The 25,111-nt window shown below is 60.0% G+C and carries 24 protein-coding genes; 9 read left to right on the forward strand and 15 right to left on the reverse strand.

Translation table 11 applies throughout. The features are described 5' to 3' along the window. Nucleotides 1–239: 239 nt before the first annotated feature. Both NW852_RS03700 and NW852_RS03705 read right to left on the reverse strand, forming a co-directional pair. Complete coding sequence (locus NW852_RS03700) at nucleotides 240–1,391, reverse strand: glucose-6-phosphate dehydrogenase assembly protein OpcA (protein WP_414370463.1); 1,152 nt, start codon at nucleotides 1,389–1,391, stop codon at nucleotides 240–242. 112 nt (nucleotides 1,392–1,503) lie between these two features. Beyond that, the gene (locus tag NW852_RS03705) at nucleotides 1,504–3,102 is read right to left on the reverse strand and encodes a glucose-6-phosphate isomerase (protein ID WP_414365743.1); all 1,599 of its coding nucleotides are present in this window, start codon (nucleotides 3,100–3,102) and stop codon (nucleotides 1,504–1,506) included. A 156-nt stretch (nucleotides 3,103–3,258) separates the two neighbouring features. On the opposite strand from NW852_RS03705, the gene ribD reads away from it, so the two are divergent. Both ribD and NW852_RS03715 read left to right on the forward strand, forming a co-directional pair. Continuing rightward, nucleotides 3,259–4,365 carry a bifunctional diaminohydroxyphosphoribosylaminopyrimidine deaminase/5-amino-6-(5-phosphoribosylamino)uracil reductase RibD gene (ribD, locus tag NW852_RS03710; RefSeq protein ID WP_414365744.1) on the forward strand — a complete coding sequence of 369 codons (1,107 nt, stop codon included), beginning with the start codon at nucleotides 3,259–3,261 and terminating at the stop codon, nucleotides 4,363–4,365. A 345-nt stretch (nucleotides 4,366–4,710) separates the two neighbouring features. Then, the gene (locus tag NW852_RS03715; RefSeq protein WP_414365745.1) at nucleotides 4,711–5,742 is read left to right on the forward strand and encodes a hypothetical protein; all 1,032 of its coding nucleotides are present in this window, start codon (nucleotides 4,711–4,713) and stop codon (nucleotides 5,740–5,742) included. 216 nt (nucleotides 5,743–5,958) lie between these two features. Here NW852_RS03715 and NW852_RS03720 read toward each other — a convergent pair whose 3' ends face one another. Next, entirely contained in the window at nucleotides 5,959–6,192 is a 234-nt protein-coding gene (locus tag NW852_RS03720; RefSeq protein WP_414365746.1) for a hypothetical protein, read from the reverse strand. A gap of 752 nt (nucleotides 6,193–6,944) precedes the next feature. Between NW852_RS03720 and NW852_RS03725 the strand changes: the two genes are divergently transcribed. Continuing rightward, nucleotides 6,945–7,184 carry a hypothetical protein gene (locus NW852_RS03725; RefSeq protein ID WP_414370466.1) on the forward strand — a complete coding sequence of 80 codons (240 nt, stop codon included), beginning with the start codon at nucleotides 6,945–6,947 and terminating at the stop codon, nucleotides 7,182–7,184. On the opposite strand, the gene NW852_RS03730 is transcribed toward NW852_RS03725, so the two are convergent. Beyond that, nucleotides 7,181–8,008 carry a DUF1350 family protein gene (locus NW852_RS03730; protein ID WP_414365748.1) on the reverse strand — a complete coding sequence of 276 codons (828 nt, stop codon included), beginning with the start codon at nucleotides 8,006–8,008 and terminating at the stop codon, nucleotides 7,181–7,183. The genes NW852_RS03725 and NW852_RS03730 overlap by 4 nt on opposite strands. A gap of 435 nt (nucleotides 8,009–8,443) precedes the next feature. Here NW852_RS03730 and NW852_RS03735 point away from each other — a divergent pair, with 435 nt between their 5' ends. Then, entirely contained in the window at nucleotides 8,444–8,644 is a 201-nt protein-coding gene (locus NW852_RS03735; RefSeq protein ID WP_414365749.1) for a hypothetical protein, read from the forward strand. A gap of 98 nt (nucleotides 8,645–8,742) precedes the next feature. On the opposite strand, the gene NW852_RS03740 is transcribed toward NW852_RS03735, so the two are convergent. The 4 genes from NW852_RS03740 to crtE form a co-directional block, all read right to left on the reverse strand. Continuing rightward, nucleotides 8,743–9,579: a SirB1 family protein gene (locus tag NW852_RS03740; protein WP_414365750.1), complete on the reverse strand. Its 837-nt coding sequence runs from the start codon at nucleotides 9,577–9,579 to the stop codon at nucleotides 8,743–8,745. Nucleotides 9,580–9,610: 31 nt separating this feature from the next. Then, complete coding sequence (locus NW852_RS03745; protein WP_414370468.1) at nucleotides 9,611–10,228, reverse strand: hypothetical protein; 618 nt, start codon at nucleotides 10,226–10,228, stop codon at nucleotides 9,611–9,613. Between the two features lie 42 nt (nucleotides 10,229–10,270). Next, the gene (locus NW852_RS03750; protein WP_414365752.1) at nucleotides 10,271–10,732 is read right to left on the reverse strand and encodes a divergent PAP2 family protein; all 462 of its coding nucleotides are present in this window, start codon (nucleotides 10,730–10,732) and stop codon (nucleotides 10,271–10,273) included. 77 nt (nucleotides 10,733–10,809) lie between these two features. Beyond that, entirely contained in the window at nucleotides 10,810–11,703 is an 894-nt protein-coding gene (gene crtE, locus NW852_RS03755; protein WP_414376401.1) for a geranylgeranyl diphosphate synthase CrtE, read from the reverse strand. A gap of 233 nt (nucleotides 11,704–11,936) precedes the next feature. On the opposite strand from crtE, the gene hemE reads away from it, so the two are divergent. Together hemE and NW852_RS03765 are read left to right on the forward strand one after the other, a co-directional pair. Then, nucleotides 11,937–13,004 (forward strand): uroporphyrinogen decarboxylase, encoded by a 1,068-nt coding sequence (hemE, locus tag NW852_RS03760; protein WP_414335752.1) that lies wholly within the window; start codon nucleotides 11,937–11,939, stop codon nucleotides 13,002–13,004. A gap of 61 nt (nucleotides 13,005–13,065) precedes the next feature. Continuing rightward, on the forward strand, nucleotides 13,066–14,049 hold the full coding sequence (locus NW852_RS03765; protein ID WP_414338203.1) for a glycosyltransferase family 2 protein: 984 nt from the start codon (nucleotides 13,066–13,068) through the stop codon (nucleotides 14,047–14,049). On the opposite strand, the gene NW852_RS03770 is transcribed toward NW852_RS03765, so the two are convergent. Beyond that, on the reverse strand, nucleotides 14,004–14,861 hold the full coding sequence (locus NW852_RS03770) for an inositol monophosphatase family protein (RefSeq protein ID WP_414365755.1): 858 nt from the start codon (nucleotides 14,859–14,861) through the stop codon (nucleotides 14,004–14,006). The genes NW852_RS03765 and NW852_RS03770 overlap by 46 nt on opposite strands. Nucleotides 14,862–15,002: 141 nt before the next feature. Here NW852_RS03770 and NW852_RS03775 point away from each other — a divergent pair, with 141 nt between their 5' ends. Both NW852_RS03775 and NW852_RS03780 read left to right on the forward strand, forming a co-directional pair. Further along, nucleotides 15,003–16,940: a protein kinase domain-containing protein gene (locus tag NW852_RS03775; protein WP_414426475.1), complete on the forward strand. Its 1,938-nt coding sequence runs from the start codon at nucleotides 15,003–15,005 to the stop codon at nucleotides 16,938–16,940. 461 nt (nucleotides 16,941–17,401) lie between these two features. After that, entirely contained in the window at nucleotides 17,402–17,926 is a 525-nt protein-coding gene (locus NW852_RS03780) for a YIP1 family protein (RefSeq protein ID WP_414365757.1), read from the forward strand. Between the two features lie 38 nt (nucleotides 17,927–17,964). Here the strand turns inward: NW852_RS03780 and NW852_RS03785 are convergent, their stop codons facing one another. The 4 genes from NW852_RS03785 to NW852_RS03800 form a co-directional block, all read right to left on the reverse strand. Continuing rightward, nucleotides 17,965–18,192: an indolepyruvate ferredoxin oxidoreductase subunit alpha gene (locus NW852_RS03785; RefSeq protein WP_414365758.1), complete on the reverse strand. Its 228-nt coding sequence runs from the start codon at nucleotides 18,190–18,192 to the stop codon at nucleotides 17,965–17,967. 553 nt (nucleotides 18,193–18,745) lie between these two features. Then, a complete protein-coding gene (gene mreD / locus NW852_RS03790) occupies nucleotides 18,746–19,378 on the reverse strand; it encodes a rod shape-determining protein MreD (protein ID WP_414370474.1) in 633 nt (210 codons plus the stop codon). Then, a complete protein-coding gene (mreC, locus tag NW852_RS03795) occupies nucleotides 19,350–20,108 on the reverse strand; it encodes a rod shape-determining protein MreC (protein WP_414365818.1) in 759 nt (252 codons plus the stop codon). Before mreC ends, mreD begins: the two co-directional genes overlap by 29 nt. Before the next feature lie 80 nt (nucleotides 20,109–20,188). Beyond that, nucleotides 20,189–21,217: a rod shape-determining protein gene (locus NW852_RS03800; protein ID WP_414365819.1), complete on the reverse strand. Its 1,029-nt coding sequence runs from the start codon at nucleotides 21,215–21,217 to the stop codon at nucleotides 20,189–20,191. A 175-nt stretch (nucleotides 21,218–21,392) separates the two neighbouring features. On the opposite strand from NW852_RS03800, the gene NW852_RS03805 reads away from it, so the two are divergent. After that, the gene (locus NW852_RS03805; protein WP_414365820.1) at nucleotides 21,393–21,809 is read left to right on the forward strand and encodes a VOC family protein; all 417 of its coding nucleotides are present in this window, start codon (nucleotides 21,393–21,395) and stop codon (nucleotides 21,807–21,809) included. A 257-nt stretch (nucleotides 21,810–22,066) separates the two neighbouring features. Here NW852_RS03805 and NW852_RS03810 read toward each other — a convergent pair whose 3' ends face one another. Further along, nucleotides 22,067–22,795 (reverse strand): DUF2993 domain-containing protein, encoded by a 729-nt coding sequence (locus NW852_RS03810; RefSeq protein ID WP_414370477.1) that lies wholly within the window; start codon nucleotides 22,793–22,795, stop codon nucleotides 22,067–22,069. 124 nt (nucleotides 22,796–22,919) lie between these two features. After that, a complete protein-coding gene (gene bchD / locus NW852_RS03815) occupies nucleotides 22,920–24,941 on the reverse strand; it encodes a magnesium chelatase ATPase subunit D (protein WP_414426476.1) in 2,022 nt (673 codons plus the stop codon). Nucleotides 24,942–25,111: the final 170 nt, after the last annotated feature.

The following is a 25,111-nucleotide window of genomic DNA, read 5'->3' on the forward strand; positions in this document are numbered from 1 at the left end:
CGCCCACGTGGGAAATTGGCTGGACTGAGCAAGCTGAGCGGTGGAACGGGCGTTTGGCCATGCTGGGATTTGCCATCAGTATTGCAGTGGAAGCGCTGGTAGGCCACAGCGTGCTGGCTTCTGTCCTAGGGCTGCGCTGAGCTGGCTTCAACAGGAAATCTCTCAAGGTGGCCTGAGAAGTCAGGGCTTTCGCTGGCCAAACGGGGAGTTGCAAGACCCTTGCGAAGGAGTTTGGGACTCTACCCTGTCCTTCCGCTTCTCTGCAACTTGAGGATCTGGGCCACTACCCCCAGGGTTTCTTCGTAAAGATAGTCGGGGCCAGGCCGCTGCAACTCGGCAGCCAGGAGCGTTTCTAGGGAATCGTGCTCCAGGGGGGCCACCTGGCGAACCACGCATCTCTGGGCACCTCCCATGGCCTCCATGCGCATGCACCCCGTGGTTTCCGAACAGAGCACGGTGCAGGCGTCAACTTCCTGGTTGCTGGAGGTGAGGCGCAGCCCGATGAGATCCCCCGGCTGGCTCATTTCGGAAGCCAAAGGTACGGCAGCCAATTCTGCCCTCACCTCGCCCCCTGTTTGGGTTTGGAAGCGGATGCGGTCAATCTCATAGTCATGTTCCTGAGTCTGGGCTCGCTCAGTGGGCGTCCACCCTAGCCGACTGGCCAGCCAGCCCAAGAAAAGGAAGGCCTGGCAGGGATTGCCGGCTTTGTAGTCAATCGTTACCTGATCTATCCAGTACAGCGACTCCCGCCGGTCGGGGGGATCGAAGGCTTGGGCAGTAAGCTCCTGCCAGGGCAGCAGCCGGCGCCAGTTAAGATCCCCGCAGTGGTGGCCCTCGCGGATGAGAAGGTCTATTTCCTGCAGGTCTTCCTCAGGATTGACAAAGCCTCGCGAATCGACAATGACCCGGTTGCTCAGGGCCACCAACTTTTGAAACAGCAAGCTGTTTAAGTCCAGGTTTCCTTGCCACCACAAGAAAGTGGGCAAGTTGGGGATCAGTAGCGAGGCAACAGTACTGCAAGCCCGTACAAGAGCTGCTTCCGGCGCTTTCAGGGTGATGTATTCGCAACACACCAGCGAGCTGCGCTGCTCACGGGTCACCGGGCAATAGGCGGCTACCTGGGCCTCGATGGCGTCCTCTGCGGCTCCCTCCCGTTTGGCCCGCAGGTCGATGACGCGGCAGGGGTTCTGACTGGCAATGGCTTCAACGGTGGGGGAGGGCAGCAACAGGGCATCGTCTAGCGATTCATACACCACCAGGGTAAAGGTGGCGGCGCGGGCAGCGACGCTCTCTCCTTTGGAAGACCAGATCTTGTTCAGCTCCTGCTCAATGTCCTCGATGGAGACATCTTTTGGGGTTTGTAAAGGCAGGACGGCGGCAGGTTGATCCATCGTCTCCTCCTGCAGTGGGCTCTTGCTCAATCCTAGACAGGTAGGCCGGCTGCTCTGGAGGAGCTTAAGGTGAGGTACAGATTGGCCGGCTCCAGTCCAGGCAACAGCAGGCTTAGGCGGGCCGGGGCTGGATGCTCAGCTCCAGCGGTCGACCGGGATCCCCCACCAAAACCAAGCCGCGGCCATTGGCATGCAGATGGCGCACAATCCAGTACAGCGTTTCGACGCGCTCCGGGCAGCCGAGTTTTTCCGCCAACTGGGGCAAGGTCAGGGATCCCTTTTGCTCTCGCATCACCTCCAGCACCTGACGCTGGAGCTGCAGGACGGCGTTGGCTGCTTTCTTGCCCGCTTCCACCCCCGGCTGGTGGTAGGCGTTGACCTGGATGAGAGAGGCGTAGAGGCCTACTGCCCGTTCGTAGAGAGCAATCAGGGCTCCCACGGAGCGGGCATCCACCCGCGGCAGGGTTACGGTAATGGAGTCGCGCCCGTTTTCGTAGAGGGCTTGGCGGGTGCCCTGCAGCAGGCCGTCTAGGTAGTCGCCACTGGTTACCTCGGGCTCTACAAAGGGGGAAGGGATCCCGGGCTCGCGATCCTGGAGCACCTCGATGAAGGTCACAAAGAAGTTGTTGAGACCATCCCGCAGCTGCTGCACGTAGGCGTGCTGATCCGTGGTGCCCTTGTTGCCGTAGACGGTTAAGCCCTGCTCCACCAGGTTGCCCTTTAGGTCGTGGGACTTGCCCAGGGATTCCATCACCAACTGCTGCAGGTAGCGGCTAAACAGCGCCAGGCGGTCTTTGTAGGGTAAAACCACCATATCCTTGCGCCCCCGCCCCTCGCCGACGATGTACCAGGCCATGGCCAAGAGGGCAGCGGGGTTGCGCTCCAGATGGGGTACGCGGGTGGCCTCATCCATGGTGGCGGCCCCGGCCAGCAAAGCCCGGATATCGATCCCCTGCAGCGCCGCCGGCAACAGGCCTACCGCCGAGGTTTCTGACGTGCGCCCCCCCACCCAGTCGAAGATGGGAAAAATTGCCAGCCACCCCTCCTGCCGTGCCTGCTGCTCCAATTGGCTGCCAGGCCCAGTGATGGCCACCGCATGAGCAGGAAAGGGGATCCCGGCCTTCTGGTAGGCCAGCGCCACCTCCACCAAGCCATTGCGCGACTCAGGTGTGCTGCCGGACTTGGAGGCAACAATTACTAGAGTTTGTCCCAGTTTGTCCGCCAGCCGCCCCAGCACGCGATCAAACCCGTCGGGATCCGTGTTGTCGATGAAGTGGATGTTCAAGGGCGGCTGCAGCGGAGCCAGGGCCTCGGCCACAAACTGCGGCCCCAGGGCTGATCCGCCAATGCCAAGCCAGAGCAGCTCGGTGAAACATCCTCCCCCACTAGCCGGGATTGTGCCGCGGTGGATCTTTTCTGCAAAGGTCTCCACCTGTTCAATACACTCCTGAATTGCCTGCCGGATCTCCGGCGTGGGGGCCAGCTCTGGCGACCGCAGCCAGTAGTGGCCCACCTGGCGGCCTTCGTCGGGGTTGGCGATGGCCCCGGCTTCTAGAGCCTGCATCTGGGCAAAGGCCTGGGCAAAGAGAGGCCGCAGCGCCTCCACTTGGGCAGGGGTAAAGCGGATGCGGCTGATATCAACAAAAATTTCCAGCTCAGGGTGGTAGTAAAGCCAATCGCAGTAGCGCTGCCAGAGTTGGAGGCTGTCCATGGGATCCCTCCTGCCAAAGCCGTAACCAGCTTACCAAAGCCGCCCCGCTGGGAGGTGCCGCCGGCGAGATAGATCCCTGGGCCAAGAAGCCGATAGAATTCGAGGCACGGGTTGTTGCAATGCTGGCCTAAACGGTGCAGGCCCAGGCCTCCTCCCATGCCCCTAGAGTGTGACCGGCAGTGGATGGAACGCTGCCTCTTTTTGGCTCGCTCCACACCACAGCGCCCCTCCCCTAACCCGCGGGTAGCTTGCGTTGTTGTCCGGGGGGATCAGGCGGTGGGGGAAGGCGTTCATCCGGGAGCCGGCCAGCCCCACGCCGAGGTGTTGGCCTTGCAGCAGGCGGGATCCCTGGCCAAGGGCGCCACCCTCTACGTCAACTTAGAGCCCTGCAACCACTACGGGCGCACCCCTCCCTGTACTGAGGCCATCCTGGCTGCCGGGATCCGGCGGGTGGTGGTGGGGATGCAGGATCCCAACCCGCTGGTGGCCGGCAAAGGGATCCGCCGCCTGCAGGAGGCCGGGGTCGAGGTAACCGTGGGAGTGCTGGAGCGGGAGTGCCAAGAGCTCAACGAGGGCTTTGCCTTTGCCATTGTGCGGAAGCAGTGCTTTGGCCTGCTCAAATACGCCATGACCCTAGACGGCAAGAGCGCTGCCGTCACCGGCCACAGCCAGTGGATTAGCAACCCCCTGGCGCGAGAGTGGGTTCACCGCCAGCGGGCCTGGCACGACGCGGTCATCGTAGGATCGAAAACTGTCTGGCACGACAACCCCCGCCTGACCTGCCGCCTGCCGGATTTTCAAGGATCCCAGCCCCTGCGGGTGGTTCTCAGCCGCTCCCTAAACCTACCCCCCGTGGCCCACCTCTGGCAGGTGGAGGAGGCGCCAACTTTGGTGATGACAGAAGCCACCGAGACCCATCCCCTCTGGCGATCCCTGGCCCAGCAAGGGGTGGAGCTGCTGCACCTGGATCAAGTAACCCCGGCTCGAGCAGCGCAGGTTCTCTTTGAGCGAGGCTGTCTGAGCGCCCTCTGGGAATGCGGCGGCACCCTGGCCTGGGCTGCCCTCAAGGATGGGGCCATCCAGAAAGTGGCCGCCTTCATCGCTCCCAAGATCCTGGGCGGGGCCGACGCCCCAACCCCCGTAGGAGGCGAAGGGATCCCTGACCTGAACCAGAGCTGGCAACTGCTGGAGCTGCAACTGCAGACTGTGGGGGATAACTGGCTGATCACCGGGAAAATCCCCTCTTCTAGCCCCGATGACTAAGAGATCGATTGTTGACAAATTCGCGAGGGCTATCCGGAGGGTTTTAAGTGTCTGAACGAACAGACTGATATCTGTTCAATGTAAATGAATATACTGATCAGAAAAATACAGCATTCTTGCAAAGTAGGTTTCAGAATTGAGCTCAACTGTGCTATGCTGGCCGATATTATAAGGGGTCATAAAGATCTTTCGGTAAGGTCAGCAAAATCAAGCTGTAGGGATCTGTCAAGATTCTCCTGAGGTGAACCTTGCGAAAGGTAATGACGAAGACTCTAGCTTCTTTGTCCAGTTGTTTTTCATTGCTTGCCCGGCGAGCTGATTGAGAACTTTCCCAGCACAAATCTCATGTTAAACCTTTTTGCCGGCCTGCTCTTTGCCTCGGCTTTCCTCACCTCGTCAGGAAACGTCATCATCGAGGGAGATGTGGGGGAGTGGGCTTTTGCCGATCGCCAAGTTACTGAGACGGCTACATTGACTGTTCTCATACGGCCCGAGGAGAGCTTGGCCTCTTGGAGAGAAATGCTCTCGGTTATGAACGTTCAGGTACCAAAATCGCCCCGCTTCCTGGCAAACAATATGCGGAATAACCTCCTGGAACACTGTCCCCAAACGACTTGGGAGTTTCACCGGGAGAGCGAAGAAGATGTTCTCTACGAGTTCCGTAGCGCCGGCTGTCGTGGGCAGGCTGCCGGGATCCAAGAGCATGAGATTGGCCGCATCACCCAAGGCCCAGACGGCCCTGTGCGCATTGCCTACGCCGCCAAGCCAGAGATGACACCCGCAATCCGGAGTCGCTGGCTCAACTTGCTGGGCAGCGAGGTGGGGACGGCTCGGGGCTTTCCCATCCAAAACCTTACGGGGGTCGCCCGAAAGCCTTCTTCTCCAGCTCCAGAAGCCCCAACCGCAGAGCGGCAGATCGCCCGCTGGCTGCAGGAAGCAACCGATGCCCTGAAGCAGCAGGAAGATTTGCTGGCCGAGCTGGAGCGCCTCGGTCAGGAAGCGCAAGCCGATGCCCGCGCCTACAGCCAGAAGGCCCCAAACGAGGCAGGGACAAGCGTGATCAGCCTGCACCGAGGTCGGGGGGACGGCAGCCCTGGCGAGGCCACAACCGAGTTCAAGACCACCGATACCCTAGTCTGGGCCATTTTGCCGGTGAGCAGCCTCCCTGCCAACGCCCAGGTGGAGATGCTTTGGTACTACGAGGGCGGAGAAGCCGGGGGCGAGCAACTGATCCGCAAGTTTGATTTTCCCTGGGATCCCTTGGCCGACACGGTGCGAGGCTTTCTCAGCTTCAGCCAACCCTACACTGGGCGCTACCGTGTCGAGGTTCAGGTCAACGGCGAGAAGATAGGAGTTGGCCGCTTCACAATTCGGTAGCCTTAGCTTGGCTCCCACTTCCAACTCTTTTCTCTCAGAGGGAGCCCAGCCTCTCTCTTAGAAGGAAGGGGGAGATAAGGCTTACAGAGAACAATTTTTGACTATTTTTGACTATAAATCCAGGCTTTTCCGGTAGGGCAATGTCCGTCGCCATCTGCCTATTTTTCGCGCTGTGAAAACTATTGCGCTGAGAGTGAAAAGATAGCTCGACATTCTCTAGCGAGTTCTGATCACGGGCCTAGCTTTGAGGTTGTAGATAAAGCTGGTGCGGTACTGCAACAACAAATTGCGCAGGTAAAGGGGCAAGTTGCGCTGGTAGAGTAGGCGAGTTCTGCGGTAAATCAGTTTGCGGCGACGGTTGAGCGCCCGGCTGCGCTGCTGCAAAGGGGTCTGCAGAGAACGCTGAAGTGCCAGGGATCCAACCGCACAGGCCAGCCTTCGCCGTACCATACCCCACCGCTCGAGCAGCAGTTAGATCATCGATTGATACTCCCACCGCCCAAAGGCAGGGGATTCTTACGCAGTTCAAAAACGAACTCGCAAAGGCACTGTCAAGACGCCTCTAGACAGTTCCTTAAGGCAAAGCCCCCAGGTTCTGCTTACTTTTCTGTTCGCGTCAGCGGGACAGAGTCCTTGCAGGTTGGATGAGACGTTAGTCTTTCCCGGATCCTTGCCACCGGTCGGGTTTTTCACCGTGATTAGGGGCTTGCCTGGGAACAGCACGCCTCGGTGACAACTATACCATTGATGAGCAACTAAAGTTGCTTGCGGGCTTTTCCGCCCCGCACTCAAGTACGGGACTACCAAACTATCCCTCTGGGTAAATGCGAGCAGCCGCCAGCGGGTCGATGTATTTTGGTATCCTGCAGAGGATTGGCCTGAGGAGCGAGGATCCGCCCAGAAGCTTTCTCCTTTTCCAGATCTTGCAACAGTTGCCGGCGCTTCCCCCAAGGGGCAACAGGTGTAGGCCGCTTGAACACCCAGCCGCCCAGCAATCTTTGCCGGCGGGATCCCCTTGGGGCCTATAGCCTCAGACAAGGCCAGCCAAAAGGGCTGGAGGCCACAGGGGGCCACGCCCGCCGCTATCCTGCCAACGAGTTGTTGGCCGCAGAGGACAGAGAACTCTTTAGGTTTTAACCAGGTTTTGTCAATGGCAGTCGAGGGACAGCTTCGTTACAATAGGTTACAGCTTAGATTACGATATGTTGATCATCCTTGCCATTGTGATCCTACTGGGGTTCTGGGCGCTGCGCTTGATGGAACAGGCGTTTCAGCGTCAGGAGTTCTCGCGTATGTTGGCAGGAACGCTGGTGGCCGTGGCTGCCGGTGGTGTTTTAACCTGTTACTTCTTGATGAGCGACACTCTACAGATGCTGTTTTCTCTGCAGGCCCAGTCTCCCCACTCACAGGAGCTCCTTTCCGACCTAAGCTGGCTCGATTAAGCCAGTTGTGCTGCCAGCCAGGCTCGAATACTCTGGATCATTCGTTGGTTAGGAGCTAGTAAGTTTTGATAAAACAACTGTGCGAAGGCATCGATGGGACTGAACTCCCCCTCGACCCGGAAAGGATAGCTGAAACCCAACGGGGTTAAGTGATCCCCCTCCAGGCGTTGCCATTCGGTGTAGCCTCCATACCTGCGGCGAAGCTGTTGATAGAGCAGCGGAATATCGTCAATATCATCCTGCTGAAACTCTACAAGCAGGTTGTTTCTAACCGGATACTGCTCCTCGATAAGGCGATTGGTTTCTGCCGGAGAAGGCTCAAACTCCAACCACAGATTCACCGGCGGCGAAGAGGATCCCATCCACATCCGCCACAGATCGCTAAGTTGTTGTTGAGGCCATGCTTGCACCAACACCTGCAACAGCGGCAGCGCCCGCTCCAAGCCGGCATTGCTGTAGGCCAAAAAAATATTGCCGCGCCGCTGGGATCCCAAAGAAGGAAGGGCTAGGCAGGAGAGGATCTGCAGCTTACCGCCAAGGCTGTGGCCCAAGCCAAAGAGGGGCAACCCCATCAAACCTTTGCTCTGCAGGCTTCTATGGAAAGATTGGGCTGCCTTGAAAGCAATTTGAGCGTGATCAATGTCGGTGGTGTAGGCGGTAGCCACAACGGCCATGCCCATGCGGGCCAATTCTTCCAGCAGGCGGCTGTAGAAAAATTGCGGGGCGGATCCCACAAACGCTCCGCCCAGAAAGTGGATCACGGCACGGGGTTGGGGAGGCAGAAGAAACCAAGTCTGTCCATCCGTTTGCCACGTCAATGTCATGGTGCTGCAACCTCACCTGCGATTTGACTGGGATTCCCCACAAAACCCGGTAGCCGACAGGATCCCACTTCATCCTAATAGAGTACTGACAGACTAGTGGCCCGCCCTCCGGGATCCTAGACCCAGCAACCCACTCGGGGTGCGACTGGCCCCAAAGTCGCCAGAACTGCAGCAGCTATCGGGTGAACCCATCACTCGCACCCCCTTCGCAAAAGATTGGGAAGGGCAAACTGGACAAGCCTCCCTGGGAAGCTCCCAAGCCTCAGCGAGGCCCCGTGAAAGTACCATTGGCAATTTCCCTGAGTAAAGCTAGCATAGGCGGCCCTAGATTTTGGCCAAAATACGTGATCCTCACGATGGCTACGTCAAGTATTTCTTGCATCCTGGACTTGTGAGCTAAGATAATAAATTCTCTTTTGAGATCGTGAGGTTGTAATGAGCATTCGCGAGATCGTTAGTGAGGTCTTACAATCCTCGACCCTGACGCTACAGCAGGAGTTGACCATCAACAAAATCCTTTGGGAAAAAGGCTACAGTCTATCTGATTTGGAAGCTCTAGATGAGCTGGTAGAGGCAATTCTTCGTCAGGAAGTGAAAGCCGCTTCAGACTCTTGCAAGGGCCCCAGCGCTGCTTAAGGATGGCGAGGTGAGCTCTTGGGTGAGGCCCATATTGCCTAGGTAATCAACTAATCGTTCGATGGGAGGATTTTTTCGAACAATTGTTGCACCCGACCTTAGTCAGAGTAAGTTTCTAGCCTTTGCAGGATCTCTCGGATTAAACGCTCGTCGGGGTGGCTGAGCTCTGGGTGGAAAGGTGCCTGCTTGAGATAGTGCCTCAGATCCTGACGGGCCTGCTGCCAACGCCCCAACTGGTAGCAGAGCAAGCCTCGATCCCTCAGGTGGGGCAAGGACTCTGGGATCAATAACAAGATGCGCTCCACTGCTGCCAAGGCAAGCTCTAGCTGGGCGCGGCTCAGGTAAATCTGCCTAAGATTGTTGAGCAGCCGCACCAAGATTAGGCGAGGAGGAGTGGGGCGGAGATGATGATCTTGTAGAGGGATCCCGAGCCCATAGATTTGGGCCAGCCGCTCTTGACAGTCTTGCGGAAACAAAATCTGCCCTTGATGAAAGGGATCCACAAAAATCTCCGCGTCTGCAAACAAGGGCCGCACCAAAAAGTGACCGGGCATGCCCACCCCTGCCATGGGAAAATCGATCCGCCGCGCCAGCTCTAGATAGATTAGAGAAAGAGTAATCGGGATACCGGTACGCCGATCGATCACCTCGTTTAAAAAGCTGTTGCGCGGATCGTAATAGTCTTTGCTGTTGCCACGAAAGCCCAGATCTTCAAAGAGATAGTGATTTAAAATCCGGATGACGCGCAGGGGGTAGCGCTCGGGAGGAAGACGCTCTTGCACTTCTGCGGCCATCTCATCCAAAGCGGCCAAATACTCTTCTACATCCAAGTCGGGATAGGCTTCCTGAGCAATCCAGAGGGCCGCTCGGCCCAGATCGATGGAATCTGATTGAATTTCCTGGATAAAGCGTTGGCGGGCGACAGGAATGCTCATGGGAGGCTGGAGTTTTCGGCGACCATCTCGGCTAGAACAGGAGCGTGCAGAAGCTGGTCAACAGCAGCGTCAATGCCGTCAGAAGCAGGCTAAAGCTCCAAAGCCCCACAGCGGCAAGTAGGAGAGTCCCGATGACCCAGATGAGCAGAGCATTCCAGTAGGGTCGGTTAGGGGCCTTGGAGACGTTGATTTTTTGGAAGAAGGGCAGCAGGATAAACGCCACATCCAGCAGCAGCCGCGGCAGCCGCAAGTCCTGGGGCAAGGGCAGATCCCGCACCGCGAGATAGAGCAGCCCCCAGCTCAACAGAAGCGGGATCAGCAACAGATAGTTGGATTCGGCCAGCAGTGGTCGCTCCACCACTAGCGGAAACAAAGGGCTGATCCCCCAGCCCAGATAGAGGTAAAAGTCGAACTTCAACAGCGGCTGCAACAGAGGGGGCAGGCTGAGGCGCTGCAGGTGTTGCTGAATCTTATTCCCCTGAGCTCTGGCTCTCTGGCCCCCAGGTCCGCCTTTTTGAGGGGTTTGCCCGCCTGAGGCCGCCCGCCAGCCGCAGTGGTCGCAGTAGGGAGACTTATATCGATAGGCCGGGATCGGCTTGCCACAGGCGGGGCAGCGTTGGATCGGACGAGGTTGAGAACTGGAGGCCATGACCACCGGTGATGCTCCTGCTCTAGCATGCCCCAATTGCGTTCAGGTGATTCCCAGGGCAAAAGATAACGTGATACAGGCTGCCCCCAGGGCTGCTCCGGCGATCACCTGGACGGGCGTATGGCCCAGCAACTCCCTCAAGTAGGGCTCCTGGAAGCGATCTGCACCCTTCTCCTCAAACCATTCTTCCAGGAGACGGTTCAGCACCCGCGCCTGCTTGCCGGCAGCCTGGCGGATCCCGGCAGCATCATACATCACCACCAAAGCAAAAACCACCGTTGCCGCAAACAGCAGACTGTCCCAACCTTCCTCCAGCCCCACTCCCACGGCCAAAGCCGTCACCAGCGCTGCGTGGGAGCTGGGCATCCCCCCCGTCTCCACCAAAACCCGCAGGTTGAGCTTGCCCGAACGCACATAGGCCAGGATCAGCTTGATGGCCTGGGCCAAGACACTGGCCAGCAGAGCAACCCAGAGGACGTGGTTGGCCATCAACTGCTGCAGCATAGGGCTCTCCGGCACTGGAACACGACCAGGGTCTCCAACAGGGTGGACAGGGATCCCATCTGTCTTGTCCTCTTGTCTCAATGCTGACGGCGGGTGATGAAATCCGCCAGGGCCAACAGTGGCTCGGCCCGGGATCCGTAGGGGCGTAACGCCTCCTTGGCCGATTGGATCAGCTCCTCGGCTTTCTGCCGGGAAGCCTCCAGGCCCAACAAGCTGGGGTAGGTGGCTTTGGCGGCAGCTTGATCCTTACCTGCGGTTTTGCCCAGTTGCTCGCTGGTGGCAGTGATATCCAAAATGTCGTCCACAATCTGAAAAGCCAGGCCGATGTCGCGGGCGTAGTGGCCCAGGCGGGCCAGCAGCTCCTCGTCTGCGCCTGCCAGGATCCCTCCTGAAACCACCGAGGCCTCCAGCAGAGCACCCGTCTTGTGCCTGTGGATGTACTCCAAAGTTTCTAGGGAAATGGCTTTGCCCTCCGACTCCAAATCCACCACCTGGCCCCCCACCAAGCCGGTTGCTGCCGCTGCGTGGCCAATACGGGCAATGACTTGCAGCACCAGCTGCGGCGGCACCCCCCGCGTTTGGCTGGCGATATGCTCAAAGGCATAGGCCAGCAGGGCATCTCCTGCCAAAATGGCGATATCCTCGCCGAACACCTTGTGGTTGGTGGGTTTGCCGCGGCGAAAATCGTCGTTGTCCATGGCCGGCAGGTCGTCGTGGATCAACGACATGGTGTGGATCATCTCCAGGGCGCAGGCAGTGGGCAGGGCCTGCTCCACGGAGCCGCCGGCCAACTCACAGGCCGCCAGACAGAGGATCGGCCTCAGGCGTTTTCCCCCCGCCAGCAGGCTGTAGCGCATCGCCTCGTAAATGCGCTCCGGATAGGCGGGAGCCAGAGCTGCAGAAAGCGCCTCTTCCACCTGTTGCTGACGCTGGCTCAGATAGACTTTCAGGTCAAAGGTTTGGGCAACCAAGCGGGGTTTCCTCTCAACTCGGCAATGGGGGGATCCCTGTCGAGTAGTTCTACAACAGGCTTGCAAGCTGACATTATCTCATGTCCACTCTAGGTCGGGATCTGCCTTCCCCAGCCGGTGACAGCAAGTTGCAACCCCTAAGGAAAGTGTCAGGAGGAAGGGCCGCAAGCTTGCGCTAGCCGTCCCCCCAATGTCAGGATGCATTAAGGATCTTCAGCCGGCTTGGTCTTCTTATGTCCCACTCATCTGCTCAGCTTGGCGATGGCGACCGTCTGCTGCGGGCGGCCCGTGGGGAGGTGCTGGATCGTCCTCCGGTTTGGATGATGCGCCAGGCGGGGCGCTACATGGCGGTCTACCGTGAGCTGCAGAGCAAATACACCTTCAAGCAGCGCTGCGAGATCCCGGAGCTGGCGATTGAGATCTCGTTGCAGCCGTTTCGCGCCTTTGCCCCCGACGGCGTCATTATGTTCAGCGACATCCTCACCCCCCTTGAGGGCATGGGGATCCCCTTTGAGCTGGTGGAGCAGCAGGGGCCGATCATCGACCCGCCAATCCGCTCCCAGGCCCAAATCGACCAAATCCGTCTCTTAGAGCCGGAAGAAAGCCTGCCCTTTATCAAGACCATACTCAGCACCTTGCGCCGCGAGGTGGAAGGGAAGGCGACGCTGCTGGGTTTTGTCGGCTCCCCTTGGACCTTGGCCTGCTACGCCGTAGAGGGCCGCAGCTCCAAAGACTATGCCCATATCAAGAGCCTGGCCTTCACTCAGCCGCAGATGTTGCATCAGTTGCTGAGCAAGCTGGCGGATAGCATTGCCCGCTACGTGATCTACCAGATCGAGTGCGGTGCCCAGGTGGTGCAGTTGTTTGACACCTGGGCCGGCCAGCTCAGCCCCGGCGATTACGAAGCTTGGGCCTTGCCCTACCAAAAGCAAATTGTGGATCAGGTGAAAGCTCGGTATCCGCAGGTGCCGCTCATTCTCTACATCAACGGCAGCGCCGCTTTGTTGGAGCGGGTGGGCAAAGCTGGCATCGATGTCTTCAGCCTCGATTGGATGAGCGACATGGCCGAGGCCAGGGCCCGCCTGGGATCCCTGGCGGTGCAGGGCAATCTCGACCCGATGGTGTTGCTGGGATCCCCGGAATTCATCCGGCAGCGCACCCTGGAGGTGATTCAAAAGGCGGGACCCCGCGGCCACATCATGAACCTGGGCCACGGCGTGCACCACACCACTCCGGAGGCCAATGTCCATCACTTTTTCGAGACGGTGCGCCAATCGGCAGAGCTGCTCAAAGCTCTCTAGCCGTATAGAAAAACCCCTTGACTCTAGGAGTAGGGTTTGCCTTAAGAGCCAGGGATCCCCGGTGTACATCAGCGTCATCATCCCCACCTACAACCGCCGTCCCATCTTGCAGAAATGTCTGCAGGCTTTGGCCCAGCAGCAGCCTGGCCCCTACGACGGCTACGAGGTGGTGGTGGTGGACGACGGCTCCACCGACGGCACGGTGGAATGGCTGCAGAGCCAGCCGCCAGATTTGCCGCCGATAAAGCTTTTGTGCCAAGAACACCGCGGCCCTGCTGCCGCCCGCAACCTGGGGTTTCGCCATGCCCAGGGATCCATCATTGTTTTTATCGACAGCGACCTGGTGGTGGTGGATCATTTCTTGGCCGCTCATGCCCAGATGCTGCGGCGACACGGCGTCAAGGGGGATCCCAGTTCGCTCCAGGAAGCCAAGGTCTTCACCTATGGGCGGGTGATCAACACCTGCAATTTCCAGGATCCCTGCTCCGAGCCCTTCAAGCCCACCGATTTTTCGGCAGCCTTCTTTGCCACCGGCAATGTGGCCATCGCCCGCCATTGGCTGGAGCGGGCTTGTGAAACCCCTGCCGGCCCCTTTGACGAGCGGTTTCACCTCTACGGCTGGGAAGACCTGGAGCTGGGGGTGCGGCTGAAGCACCTGGGCCTGCGCCTGGTCAAGTGCCCCCAGGCCACCGGCTACCACTGGCATCCGCCCTTCGAGCTAGCGCAAATCCCAGCCCTCATCGAGCGGGAGCGGCAGCGGGGCCGCATGGGCATCCTCTTTTACCAAAAGCACCCCACTTGGGCCGTGCGCCTGATGATCCAACTGACGCCTCTGCATCAATGCCTATGGGGCCTGCTGTCGCTGGGGGGCTGGCTGAACGAGAAGCGGCTAGAGCCGCTGCTGCGCTGGTTGATCCGGCAAGGCCGCTCGCAGTTGGCCTTGGAGCTGTGTCGGGTTTGCTTCCTCAACTGGTACAACGTCCAGGCGGTTTACGAGAGCTACAGAGCAATGAAAGCCCGAAATAGCGGGATCCACCTGTCCTGAGCGCTCACCAGCGTCGGATAGGTCAGCCGGCCATAGTCCTTGCCGGGGATCAACGGCCTTCCGGGATCCGGGTCAGCAGGGCCAAGGGGCTCCCAAACGGCGCCGGCCCCCTTGACGATGGCCCACACCGCCGCCACATCCCAGATCTTGGGTGAGCGTTCTACTGCTCCCAAAAGGCTGCCGCTGGCCACCGCCAGCAGGTTGTAGGCAGCGCCCCCCAACATCCGCGCTTTGCAGGGAAATTGCGGGCTAATCCAGTGGCTGCTGCGGGAGCAAAAATTAAACAGTTGGTTGGGGCCGGGTGGGGCGGTGCTGGGGTGGATGGGCTGAGGAAGAACGGGATCCCGGTCGTGGCGGATGAGAAAAGCTCCTGCCGGCGCATCGCCCGCAAACTGAGGCCAGTAGCCGTAAAAAGTCTGGCGGATGGGCGGCAGATGCACACAGCCAAACACGGGCACGCCCCAGTGCAACAGCGCCAGCGAGCTGCCCCAGATGGGGAGCCCGCGGGCAAAATTGGTGGTGCCATCCAAGGGATCCACCACCCAGCACCACTCTTTCTCCGGGAAAATGTGGTTGGACTCCTCGCTCAGGTAGCCGTGAGCCGGATAGGCCGCGGCAATTGCCTTTTGAAAGGTGTCATCTGCCCATTTGTCAGAAGCGGTTACCAAGCTGCCGTCCGCTTTTTCTGTAGAGGAGGCCTGGCCAAAGTCTGCCAAGAGCTGCGATCCGACCTTTGCCGTGGCCTGCAAGGCAAACTCGGTAACCTCTAGCCAGAAGGGGGAAGGAGAGGCGGTTTCACAAAGAGCACCCATGCCCCAATCCTAGCGGGATCCCCAGCTTTTGGGGCGAAAAAGGTTGGCAATGGTAGCGGATTCCTCACCAACAGGTCTTGCGCCCTCAAGCTGACTAGAATCATTTAGGTAAGTCCTCTCCTCGGCTGGCCGTCCTCCTCCATGAACCAGCGCCTCATTGGACAACTGATCGGCAACCGCTACCGACTGACCCACCACATCAGCGAGGGTGGCTACGGCAACGTGTTCGAGGCGGTGGATACCCAGTTGAATGACGAGCCGGTGGCCGTCAAGTTGTTGCGCCCGCCGCCGCCAGACATGGAGCCGGAGTATTACCAGCAACTGCAGCAGCGCTTCCTGGACGAGGCCAGGGTCAGCGCTCTGTTGGGCGAGCACCCCAACATTGTGCAGGTGCGCTCCTATGGCCTCTACCAAAACCAGCCCTACCTGGTGATGGAGTATCTGAATGCCCAACCCTACACCGGCCAGGGGTTGGACTATGTGTTGGCACGGGAAGGCCCCTTGCGCCCAGAGCGGGTGGTGAACTTGGCATTGCAAATTTGCTCGGCCCTGCACCACGCCCACAACTTTCACATGGATCTGGGCAAACACTCGATTCGAGGGGTCATCCACCGCGATATCAAGCCCAGCAACATCTTTGTGCAAAAAGGGCCCGACGGCAAGGAACGGGTCAAGATCCTGGACTTCGGCATTTCCAAGCTCATGGGAGAGACCTCCCGTGGCCTGACACAAACCGGGTATTTTTTGGGCACGATGGTCTATGCTTCCCCGGAGCAGATGCGGGGAGAGAAGCTGGATGCCCGCTCCGACATCTATTCGCTGGGGGTGGTGCTGTACGAGCTGTTAACCGGTGCCCTGCCCTTCGAGCCGGAGACCGACACCCTGCAGGGCTGGTACCACGTCCACAACTTCCAACAGCCCCGCCCCTTTCAAGACCATCCGCTGCCCCACTCCATCCCTGAGGCTCTGGAAAGGGTGGTGCTGCGTTGCTTGGAGAAAGACCCTGCCCTTCGCCCGGCCACCATGGAGGAGCTGGCCCAGCAGCTCCGAGCCGTCTATGGGGATCAGATCCCGCCTCCCACCTCCTCGGCTCCTCCTCAACAGGTTCCTCTTCAGCGGATCCCTGCGGGGTTTGGCCAGCAGGTTACCCAGCAGGCGGCTGCGTCGGAAGCTGAGGCGGAAAAGCTCCAGCGGGCGGTGCATTTGATCGAGGCAGGCGAATACAAAATGGCCATCCACCTGCTCAACGAGCTGATCCAGAGCGCCCCCAACGAAGCCCGCTACTATCTGTACCGCGGCCTGGCCCACCAGCGGCAGGGCCATTGGGGCCTTGCCCAGATGGACTATCAAGGAGTGCTGCGGCTGGAGCCGGGCAACCCCTCGGCAGAACAGGGCCTGCGCGAGGTTGAACAGCAGGTCGGCCAGGAACAGGTTAGCCCCCACCCGAAGCCCACCCTCCCCACCTCAGGCAAGACCCGCCAGAGCAAAGGATTGGTCCTGGTCTGGCTCCTGGCCAATTGGGCGGCGGCTGGGATTGGCTATCTGGGGCTGGGGGCGGCAGCTCCCCTCCTAGCTGCTTTGGGTTCGCTCCAAGGAGCGGTGGCTGGGGCCAGCCTTGGCTTGGGAATGGGGCTACTCCAGTGGGCGGTATTGCGACGGCAGGTTTCTTGGCGGTGGGTGGCGGCCACGCTACTGGCCACGGCTTTGGGCTGGGTGGCAGCAGATACCCTGGCCCCTCAGGTGGGGGTGGCAACCTTCGCTTTCGATCCCAGGGATCCCTGGCCACAGAACGCCTTGCAAGCGATGGCCAGCCCGCTGCGTGGCTTGCTGGTGGGGCTTGGCGTCGGTGGATTGCAAGGGATCCTCCTGTCCCGGCACGGGAAAGTCGCCTGGGCCTGGGTCTTGGCGGCAGGGGTAGAAGGGGGAGGGGCAGCTCTGCTCATCCATTGGCTGCTGGCCGGCTCTGCCTTGAGCCATTGGCTGCTGCTCCTTGCCGGGCTGCTGGTCCACACCCGCCCCCTCAGCGCCCTGGTGCTTTCCAACCTCAATTGGCGCCGCATCCCTGCCGTTCAAAATTGACCACAGACCAAACAACAGGCCGCCTAACCCCCATCCCACACCACCTCAGCTCCCCTCAAAACTTACCTGACCAGGGATCCCCTGCAGCCATTAAGAGCAAGAAGGCCCTCTCGCGAGAGCCTTCTTGAGGATACTATTGCGCCGTTTTACCGTGGTTTTCGACCTGGAAAAGCCAGTGTAGGACATCGGGGATGACTATCGATAGTTTCCAAATCGAGTTTGGCTTACTGCTCTCACATCCACACCCGTCCTAATTGTCGAAGGGTATCGATCGCAAAAACGTAACGGCAGTCACCAACGCCTCAGAATCCTTAGCCCATCATACCGCATCTGCCGGCCGTGCTTGTCAAGTGCTCATCAGGGATTTGCCAAGGACGGGACCGGCATTTGCTTGCTTGGCTTTGCAGGAGCCCTTTTGTCCTTCGGCTAGGATAGGAAGGCAGCCCGACTTTTTGCCGGCCATGCTCGACTCTCTGTTGGACAATATTTACGGCGCTTGGTTTCTGCCGGAGCGCACCTTCCGCTCGCTGCGGCAACAGCCTGTTCTCTGGCAAGCTTTTGGGGTGGTGGCGCTGCTCAACATTCTCGAGGCTGTGCGTCGCTTTGGGGTAAACCTGCCGAGCATGGTGCTGGCGCTACTGGCAGGCTCCCTGGGATGGGTAAGCCTGGCGGCTTTGCTGCAGGCGCTGGCCTTTTGTTTTGGGCGGGCTGCCCCTTCTTTTGCAGCGCTCCTCTGCCTGACGGGCTTTGCTAGCTTGCCCTGGCTGCTGCTGGGACCTGCCCAATCCCTAGGCGGGGTGGCCGGATCCCTGCTCGGGTTAGGGGCGCTGTTGTGGTTTGTGGTTTGGCAGGTGCGGGCGGCAGCAGTGGCGCTGGATCTGGAGTGGTGGCGACTGGCGGGCCTGATCCCGTTGGCCTTCCTGGGCGGGCTCCTGTCCTTGAACTGGTTGAGCAGCGCCGTTGTGGCTTTGGCTTCTCTGGGCTGAAAGGCAATTGCAAAATTGGGAAGAAGCAGCCCGCCCGGCTAGCTGGGCACTCGCTGCAGGTGCGGCTTTTCCTCTGGCAGAATCGCACCTTCCACAGGGCAAACCTGAAGACAGATGCCACAGTCAATGCAGGTGGCAAAGTCGATCCAAAAGTAGTCGGTGCCTTTGGCATTTTTGCCGTCCCCAGGGTGAATGCAGGCGACGGGGCAGGCCTCCACACAGTCGGCAACGCCTTCACAAATATCGGTGACGATGGTATGGGGCATGGATCCCTCTCACTAAATCGAGTCAACCTCAACACCTTCCCATCCGCTTGACCCAGAGTCTGTTGGATCGTTGGCAGTGGGCGGCAGAGGGCTTTGTCATTTTAGCTTAATCGGCGGGAAGCCCCGCACTGTATGGGTGAATTGTGTTGACTCAAGAGCCAATCAGTGTCGGGATGAAAGCCGTTTGTGCTTCAATTGAGGAGATTAAGTTCAATCTCCGGAGAGTTTCCCGCCGTGGGTTGCACGGTGCCAGCACGCCAAGACCTCTGTACCAACAAGTTTGTGAAGCGTGAAGCCCGTACTCTTGTGTTGACTCAACGAAGATGAGTGTCGGGAGTCGTTCACGCGAAAACGGATCCCTCTGAGAGCGACTACAAGCCCCCACCCAAGTTCGGCCCCTCTCCCAGGGAGAGAGGAAGTAGGGGCTAGGACAAGGAGCAGTTTCGCCGCCGTTTGGAATAGTGGCTGTGCAACTGATGTCCCATCGAGCCCGGCAGCGGCTGTGGGGAATGCTGGCTTGGAGAATGCAGAGCGCTGGCCCCAGAACCTGCAGCTAGCTCTCTTCTTGAGATTGCCACCAACGGCTGAGGGGCCAATAGAGAGCGGGGGCCCACAGGCTGCTTAGAATAGCCGACGTGAGAGCATTGCGCTGATGGTTCCACCAGATGCTCTCCAGAGAACGTGGGCCATTGCCGCCAATAGCACCGGCGGCAGGCGAGGAGTTCGCCAACCCATCTAGCCAATTTACCATTTCCGCTGGCTCGAGGCCAGCGGATCCCTGAGAGGCCGTCAACCACATCCATTGCAGTGCCATCAGCGTCTCGGCAATCACCACCATGCCGAAGACGATCAAAGCCACAGAGATGAAGTCCTCTTGCATGTAGCGCTGTTTCTGCAACTTGGCCGTGAGGATCCCGACCACTGCCAACCCCAGAGCATGGGTAGGATAAGGGTTGGTCAGGGCATCCTGCAGAAAACCCAATGTAATCCCGGCAACAGCCCCCTGCCAAGCCTTGCGCCGCACGCTCCAGCACACCACCCAGATCAGGGGCCAGTCGGGGGTTAAGCCCGCCAGCTCCAAGCCTGGCCCCCGCCACCAAGGGGCCACCACCGCCAACAGCCCCGACAAGGCGGTGACCAGCCAATTGAGGCGAGACTTAAGGTTGAGAAGCAGAAGGTTGAGCATAGCGGTAAATCAAGGCCCACTCCAAGAGGCCCAGGGGCGCCGACAGTTCAACAGTGGCTTGTGGGGCAGGGCTGGCATCCAGGTTGATGGCTCGAATCGTTCCCACCACAACCCCCGCCGGGTAGAAGCTGCTTAGGCCCGAAGTTACCACCACATCCCCCACTTCCACTTTGGGATCCTTATCGAAAAAATCCAAGATGGCATTCTGGGTGCCGGTGCCCCGCAAGATGCCCATGTGCCGGCTGCGGCTGAGCATCACCCCGACACGGCTGGTGGGATCGCTGATCAGCAGCACGCGGCTGGTGTTGGGGGTTACCGCCTCAACCCGCCCGACCAATCCTCCTGGTGCCATGACCACATCTCCTACCCTGACCCCATGTCGGCTGCCACGGCTGAGGGTGAGCTGTTGCCACCAGTGATCGGCGCTGCGGCCCACCACTGCCGCCGGGATCCTCGCCTGGGGCATCTGTTCGGTAAACTGCAGCAGTTGCTTTAGCTCGCGATTTTGACGCTGCAGCTCGGCCACCAGGGCCTGCAGCTCGCGGGTGGCGGCCTGGCTAAGTACGGCGTCAGGGTTCACAGGTGGGCGGATGGGTGCGGTGAGCCAACTGTACAGTTCCACCAGCAGGGATCCCTGAGTCTGGCGCAAAGCCCACGCCCCTCCTATCGTCGAAGCAGACAGGAGCAGCCCCAAACCATGGCGCCTCCACCACTGGTGTAGCCGATTCAATCAGCACCCCTTTGAACCACTCGACTCACACCTGCCCTTGGGATTCTAAGATCCTTAGGGAAGCGCATAGAGAAACGCTTCTAGCCTTTGAAGCTGCCGCTCAGGACTCGACCCAAGGTCTTGAAGTCCTCCAAAACCCGTCCTGTACCAAGCACCACACAACTGAGGGGATCCGGGGCAATGTGAACCAGGATCCCGGTCTCATGGCTGATCAGGGCGTCTAGCCCCTTGAGCAACGCCCCCCCTCCCGCCAACATAATGCCGCGGTCAATAATGTCTGCCGCCAATTCCGGCGGCGTGCGCTCCAGGGTGCGCTTGATGGCCTCCACAATGACCGAGAGCGGCTCGGCCATGCTCTCACGGATCTCAGTGCTCTTCACCGTAACGGTACGGGGCAAACCCGAGAGCAGGTGGAGGCCACGCACTTCCATGGTCAGCTCCTCTTGAATTGGGTAGGCAGAGCCGATTTGAATTTTAATCTCTTCGGCAGTGCGCTCCCCGATGGTGAGGTTGTGAACTTTTTTCATGTACTGGATAATGGCCTCGCTCAGCTCGTCTCCTGCCACCCGCACCGACTCGCTGAGGACGATCCCTTGCAAGCTGAGGACGGCCACCTCGGTGGTGCCGCCGCCGATGTCGATGATCATGTTCCCGGTGGGCTCTTGCACCGGCAGCCCCGCTCCGATTGCTGCCGCCACCGGCTCATCCACCAAATATACCTCCCGCGAGCCAGCTTGCAGGGCCGCTTCCATCACCGCCCGTCGCTCCACGCCAGTCACCCCACTCGGGATCCCGATGACGATGCGCGGGGCGATCAAGTAACGACCTCCATGCACCCGCTGGATGAAGTGCTTCAGCATCATCTCCGCCGTGTCGAAGTCGGCGATCACCCCATCGCGCAGAGGGCGCACAGCCACGATGTTGCCAGGGGTACGGCCCAACATTTTTTTGGCATCTTCCCCCACGGCCAGCGGTTGTTTGGTGTTTTGGTCGATGGCGACAACAGAGGGCTCCTGTAGGACAATGCCGCGGCCAGCCACATAGACTAGGGTGTTGGCCGTGCCCAGATCGATGCCCATGTCACGGGAAAATCGGCTGAATAGCCCCACGGTAGGTTGCTCCAGTTTTTACTTCGTGAAGAGCAGCAAGTCTCGGTACCTACTATAATCCAATCCTGGGAGAGAATCTCCCCCGCCACGGGGATCCCTTTCCGAGTGGCGCAGTTAGGGCTGGCCATCAGCGGAAGTTGGGATTAAAATGGGTAGCTTCCTTTTTCCGGTTGCGATGCAGATTGTTGCAGCTTTGCTGAGCTTGGCCACCCCCAATTTGCCCCGTTTGTTGCACTTTTACCAGACCCTCTTGGGGATCCCGCCCCAAGTTCAGCTCTCCAGGGAGGGAGAGCCAGTGTATGTGGAGTTTCGCCTGCCTGGCCTGCGACTGGGCCTCTACCGCAGTCTCCATCCAGAGTTTGCCGCCCAGGCGGGGGCAGTAAGTCTTTGCCTGCAGGTGCAGGATCTGGCGGCATGCCTCGGATCCCTAGCGGCGGTGTTGGCGGAGCACCAGATCCCCGTTTCGCCCTTGCGGCAGGCCTTTCACGGCCAGGAGGTGGACTTCCAGGATCCCGATGGCAATCGCATTGTATTGCACCAACCTTCCGCGGCCTTCTGGCAGGCGATGACCTGGGAGGGCACTTGCAACTGAACCAAGACCCCTAAGTCTCAGGGGAGACTCTTTCGAACCTTTCCGAGCAAAAGTTGTGCCAGGTGCGTGTTGGGAAAAGTCCCCTATGGTTGAGTTGAGAAGAGTTGAAGCTCGGGGGCTAGGTATGGGTGCGGTGTCCCCGTCGAGGCTAACCAGGTCATGAAAAAACCTCTGGGCGTCTGTCCGTGTTTCGACCCCAGAGGCTTCTTCTCTTCACTCCTCACCAGTCTTGAGCGTACACGCCGCCTGAAAGGTTGTCAAGCATTTTCCCAGTGGGGTTGGCGGGTGGGAAACCGCACCAGAGTAGCGCTGCCGTAGAGGATCATCTGTTGAGGCTGTAGGCACACCCGATCTACCCGCAGCTCGCTCCCTTGCAGGGCTAGCCGATCCAAATCCAGGAGCGCATTCAGGTGATCCACCAAGGCTTGGCTCAGGGTCCGCCCCTCCTCTGTGTCGCCTTCACACAGGGGATCGGCAAAGCAAATGCGGCGGCGTTCTAGCACCTGAATGCGAGCGGAAAAGCCCACCTGCAAGGGCTTTGCTCCCCCTGACTGAACCTTGGCCTGCAATTGCAGCCGCTGCTCTGGGGTGATGTGAACCTCGACCTGATGAAACGACAGAGGCTTGCCTTCCTGCCCCACCTGGGCCAGCTTGCTCAGCACAAAAGGGGTGTTGAAAGATTGCGCCAGATCCGCTTCGCTCAGCACCACCCGCATTGTGGCCTGCACCGGCTGCCGCAGCTTGATCCGCCCCTGCCAGATTTGGCTGAAATCGATGGCCACAGCATTGCAAAACAGCTCCAAAAGCGAAAGCCGCAGGCCGTTGTACATCTGCAGGTGCTGGCCCCGCAGCTCAAAGCTGTCGATGCGTCCCTGCAACAGCTTGGCAATGGGCTCTGCCCGCACGCGCGCCTCCAACCGCTCTGCATGCTTAAAGAGAGCGCGAATGGCTGCGCTCACCCCCCGGCTAACCCAGTCGACGGCCATAGGATTCTCAAGGAGCAGTTCTGGCAGGAGTCCTGTGGTCATAGGGCAAGGTGGAGAGCGCCTACAGGGATCATAACTAAACATTAAGAAAAGTTACAGCTCCTACCGAGGGAGAGCTGCTCTCTCAAGGGTATGGGCGTCCCTCTTGCATGGCCGAGCGGGCCACGGCTGCGATCCCCTGGTCGGTGGCGCGGGGCAGATGAAAGTAGCGTCCGCCCGCCAGCTCGGCCAGCTCGGCGCCAAAGCCAGTGGTTACAAAGCGGCTCTGCGAGTCGATTAAGAGCAGCTTCAACCCCAGGGCGCGGATACGCAGGGCGATCTCCCGCAGCTCCTGCTTCAGGTCAGTGGGATCGCCTTCGCTGCGTCCCAGAGAGCGGCTGAGGGGGATGTTAGCTCGGCCATCGGTAAGGGCCACCAGCATGACTTGACCCACGTCGCCACTGGCGCGAGCGTTCACCCCCAGGCGCACCGCTTGGGTGAGAGCATGGGCCAGGGGGGATCCGCCGCCACAGGGCAGGGATTCCAGGCGGCGGCGGGCCAGCTCGATGGAGCGGGTGGGGGGCAGCAACACTTCGGCAGCCTCGCCGCGAAAGGCAATCAGGGCAACCTTGTCGCGGTTTTGGTAGGCCTCGGTCAGTAGGCGCAGAGCCGCGCCTTTGGCCGCCTGCATGCGGTTAAGAGCCATGGAGCCAGAGGCATCCACCACGAAGATCACCAAGGCTCCAGCTTTGCGGGCCAGCTTCTTGGCGCGGATGTCGCCAGGCTCGACGATGACGGCCCGCCCCGGCTGCCGCAGGCGGCGACTTTTCTGATAGGGGGCGGCAGCCCGCAGGGTAGCGTCAACGGCGATGCGGGGGTTGGCTCCCTGGGGCAGGATGGGCTTGACGTAGCGGCCCCGGTCGGTGCTAAACACCAAGCTGCGGGATCCCGTTTTTCCCTGTTGGTTTAGCGCTTGGGCAAAGGCCAAGAGGCGCGGGTCAAGGGCCACTTGTTCGGGATCGAAGAAAAACTCCTGGGGCAGGCTGAGATTTTCCGGCTGGGGTTCCGTCTCTTCTCTGTCTTCTCCCTCCTTGTCGGGCTCTGGCGGCTGGGGATCCGACTGCTGGGATGGGGGTGGGGGAGGAGGTGGCTGGTCGGGGTTGTAGCGGGCGCGGGGCAGCAGCACCAGTTGCACTGCCTGTTGCAGGTCTTCGGCCAAGAGGTGATCCCGTCCCTCCAGCGCCGCCAGGGCAGAGGCCGCCCGCAGGGCAAACTGCTCCCCTCGATGGCCTTGGACATTGCCGCGGATGGCCTCCTGCACCAGGTAGTGGATCTGCTCCCGCTGTGGCTTGACCTGGGGCAGCCACTCCCGCGCCAGGAGAATGCGGGTGCGGATTTCCTCCACTTCCGCCTGATGCTCGGCCAGAAAGGGATCAGGGGCGTCGACAAATCGAGTTGCCCGCTGGACAATTTCCCCTCGCTCCTCCAGGCTCAGCTCCTGCCCCACCGGCACCACCAGCGCTAGGCGATCCAGTAGGTGGGGGCGCAGGGATCCCTCTTCGGGGTTGTAGGTGGCCACCAAGAGAGGCCGGCAGGGGTGCTGCAGGCTCAGCCCTTCCCGTTCCAGGCGGTTTACCCCCTCTCCCACCACCGTCAGCAGCAGGTTGACGATGGCGTCGTCTAAGAGGTGGATGTCGTCCACATAGAGCACACCCCGGTGGGCGGCAGCCAAGAGCCCTGGCTGGAAGACCGTTTCCCCCTGCTTCACCGAGGCCTCCACATCCACGGATCCCAGCAGCCGATCCTCCGTCACCCCCAGGGGAATCTGGACAAAGGGAGGGGCTATCAGTTGGGTGGGGGGTGTCGTCCCCTGCGGGTAGCGGGCCTTGGCCCAGTCCGACCAGGTCTCAGGCCGCGCCGGGTCGTCGTTGCAATAGGAGCCGGCGATGACCTCGATGGGAGGTAGCAGGGCCTGGATCCCTCGGGCCAAGACCGACTTGGCCGTGCCGCGCGGCCCCACCAGCACCACCCCTCCCAAGCTGGGATCCACCGCCGCCAGCAATAGAGCCAGCTTGGCGGTTTGCTGTCCGACGACAGCGGTAAGGGGGAAGGTGCGGGGAGGGGCTAGGGTTACGGATCCCAGGGGTGACTTGGGGAGGTGGGTCATCGACGGTTAACTTCCCAGATCGAGGGCAAATTGAGAGCTGTACACAGAAGGATAGCTTGGCGGGCTTTAGTGCGGGGCGGAAAAGCCCACAAGCATTAGTTGCCAACCGACGAGATTGAGAGGCGTTCCTACTTAGAAAAGAACCTTGGAGCTTTGCTTCAAGGGACTGT

The organism is Synechococcus sp. H60.1 (assembly GCF_047462335.1).
Lineage (GTDB): Bacteria > Cyanobacteriota > Cyanobacteriia > Thermostichales > Thermostichaceae > Thermostichus.

Coding starts and splice junctions, on each gene's coding strand:
- NW852_RS03700 (WP_414370463.1), bottom strand. CDS start 1,391: ATGGATCAACCTGCCGCCGTCCTGCCTTTACAAACCCCAAAAGATGTC.
- NW852_RS03705 (WP_414365743.1), bottom strand. CDS start 3,102: ATGGACAGCCTCCAACTCTGGCAGCGCTACTGCGATTGGCTTTACTAC.
- ribD (WP_414365744.1), top strand. CDS start 3,259: ATGCCCCTAGAGTGTGACCGGCAGTGGATGGAACGCTGCCTCTTTTTG.
- NW852_RS03715 (WP_414365745.1), top strand. CDS start 4,711: ATGTTAAACCTTTTTGCCGGCCTGCTCTTTGCCTCGGCTTTCCTCACC.
- NW852_RS03720 (WP_414365746.1), bottom strand. CDS start 6,192: ATGGTACGGCGAAGGCTGGCCTGTGCGGTTGGATCCCTGGCACTTCAG.
- NW852_RS03725 (WP_414370466.1), top strand. CDS start 6,945: ATGTTGATCATCCTTGCCATTGTGATCCTACTGGGGTTCTGGGCGCTG.
- NW852_RS03730 (WP_414365748.1), bottom strand. CDS start 8,008: ATGACATTGACGTGGCAAACGGATGGACAGACTTGGTTTCTTCTGCCT.
- NW852_RS03735 (WP_414365749.1), top strand. CDS start 8,444: ATGAGCATTCGCGAGATCGTTAGTGAGGTCTTACAATCCTCGACCCTG.
- NW852_RS03740 (WP_414365750.1), bottom strand. CDS start 9,579: ATGAGCATTCCTGTCGCCCGCCAACGCTTTATCCAGGAAATTCAATCA.
- NW852_RS03745 (WP_414370468.1), bottom strand. CDS start 10,228: ATGGCCTCCAGTTCTCAACCTCGTCCGATCCAACGCTGCCCCGCCTGT.
- NW852_RS03750 (WP_414365752.1), bottom strand. CDS start 10,732: ATGCTGCAGCAGTTGATGGCCAACCACGTCCTCTGGGTTGCTCTGCTG.
- hemE (WP_414335752.1), top strand. CDS start 11,937: ATGTCCCACTCATCTGCTCAGCTTGGCGATGGCGACCGTCTGCTGCGG.
- NW852_RS03770 (WP_414365755.1), bottom strand. CDS start 14,861: ATGGGTGCTCTTTGTGAAACCGCCTCTCCTTCCCCCTTCTGGCTAGAG.
- NW852_RS03775 (WP_414426475.1), top strand. CDS start 15,003: ATGAACCAGCGCCTCATTGGACAACTGATCGGCAACCGCTACCGACTG.
- NW852_RS03780 (WP_414365757.1), top strand. CDS start 17,402: ATGCTCGACTCTCTGTTGGACAATATTTACGGCGCTTGGTTTCTGCCG.
- NW852_RS03785 (WP_414365758.1), bottom strand. CDS start 18,192: ATGCCCCATACCATCGTCACCGATATTTGTGAAGGCGTTGCCGACTGT.
- mreD (WP_414370474.1), bottom strand. CDS start 19,378: ATGCTCAACCTTCTGCTTCTCAACCTTAAGTCTCGCCTCAATTGGCTG.
- NW852_RS03805 (WP_414365820.1), top strand. CDS start 21,393: ATGCAGATTGTTGCAGCTTTGCTGAGCTTGGCCACCCCCAATTTGCCC.
- NW852_RS03810 (WP_414370477.1), bottom strand. CDS start 22,795: ATGGCCGTCGACTGGGTTAGCCGGGGGGTGAGCGCAGCCATTCGCGCT.
- bchD (WP_414426476.1), bottom strand. CDS start 24,941: ATGACCCACCTCCCCAAGTCACCCCTGGGATCCGTAACCCTAGCCCCT.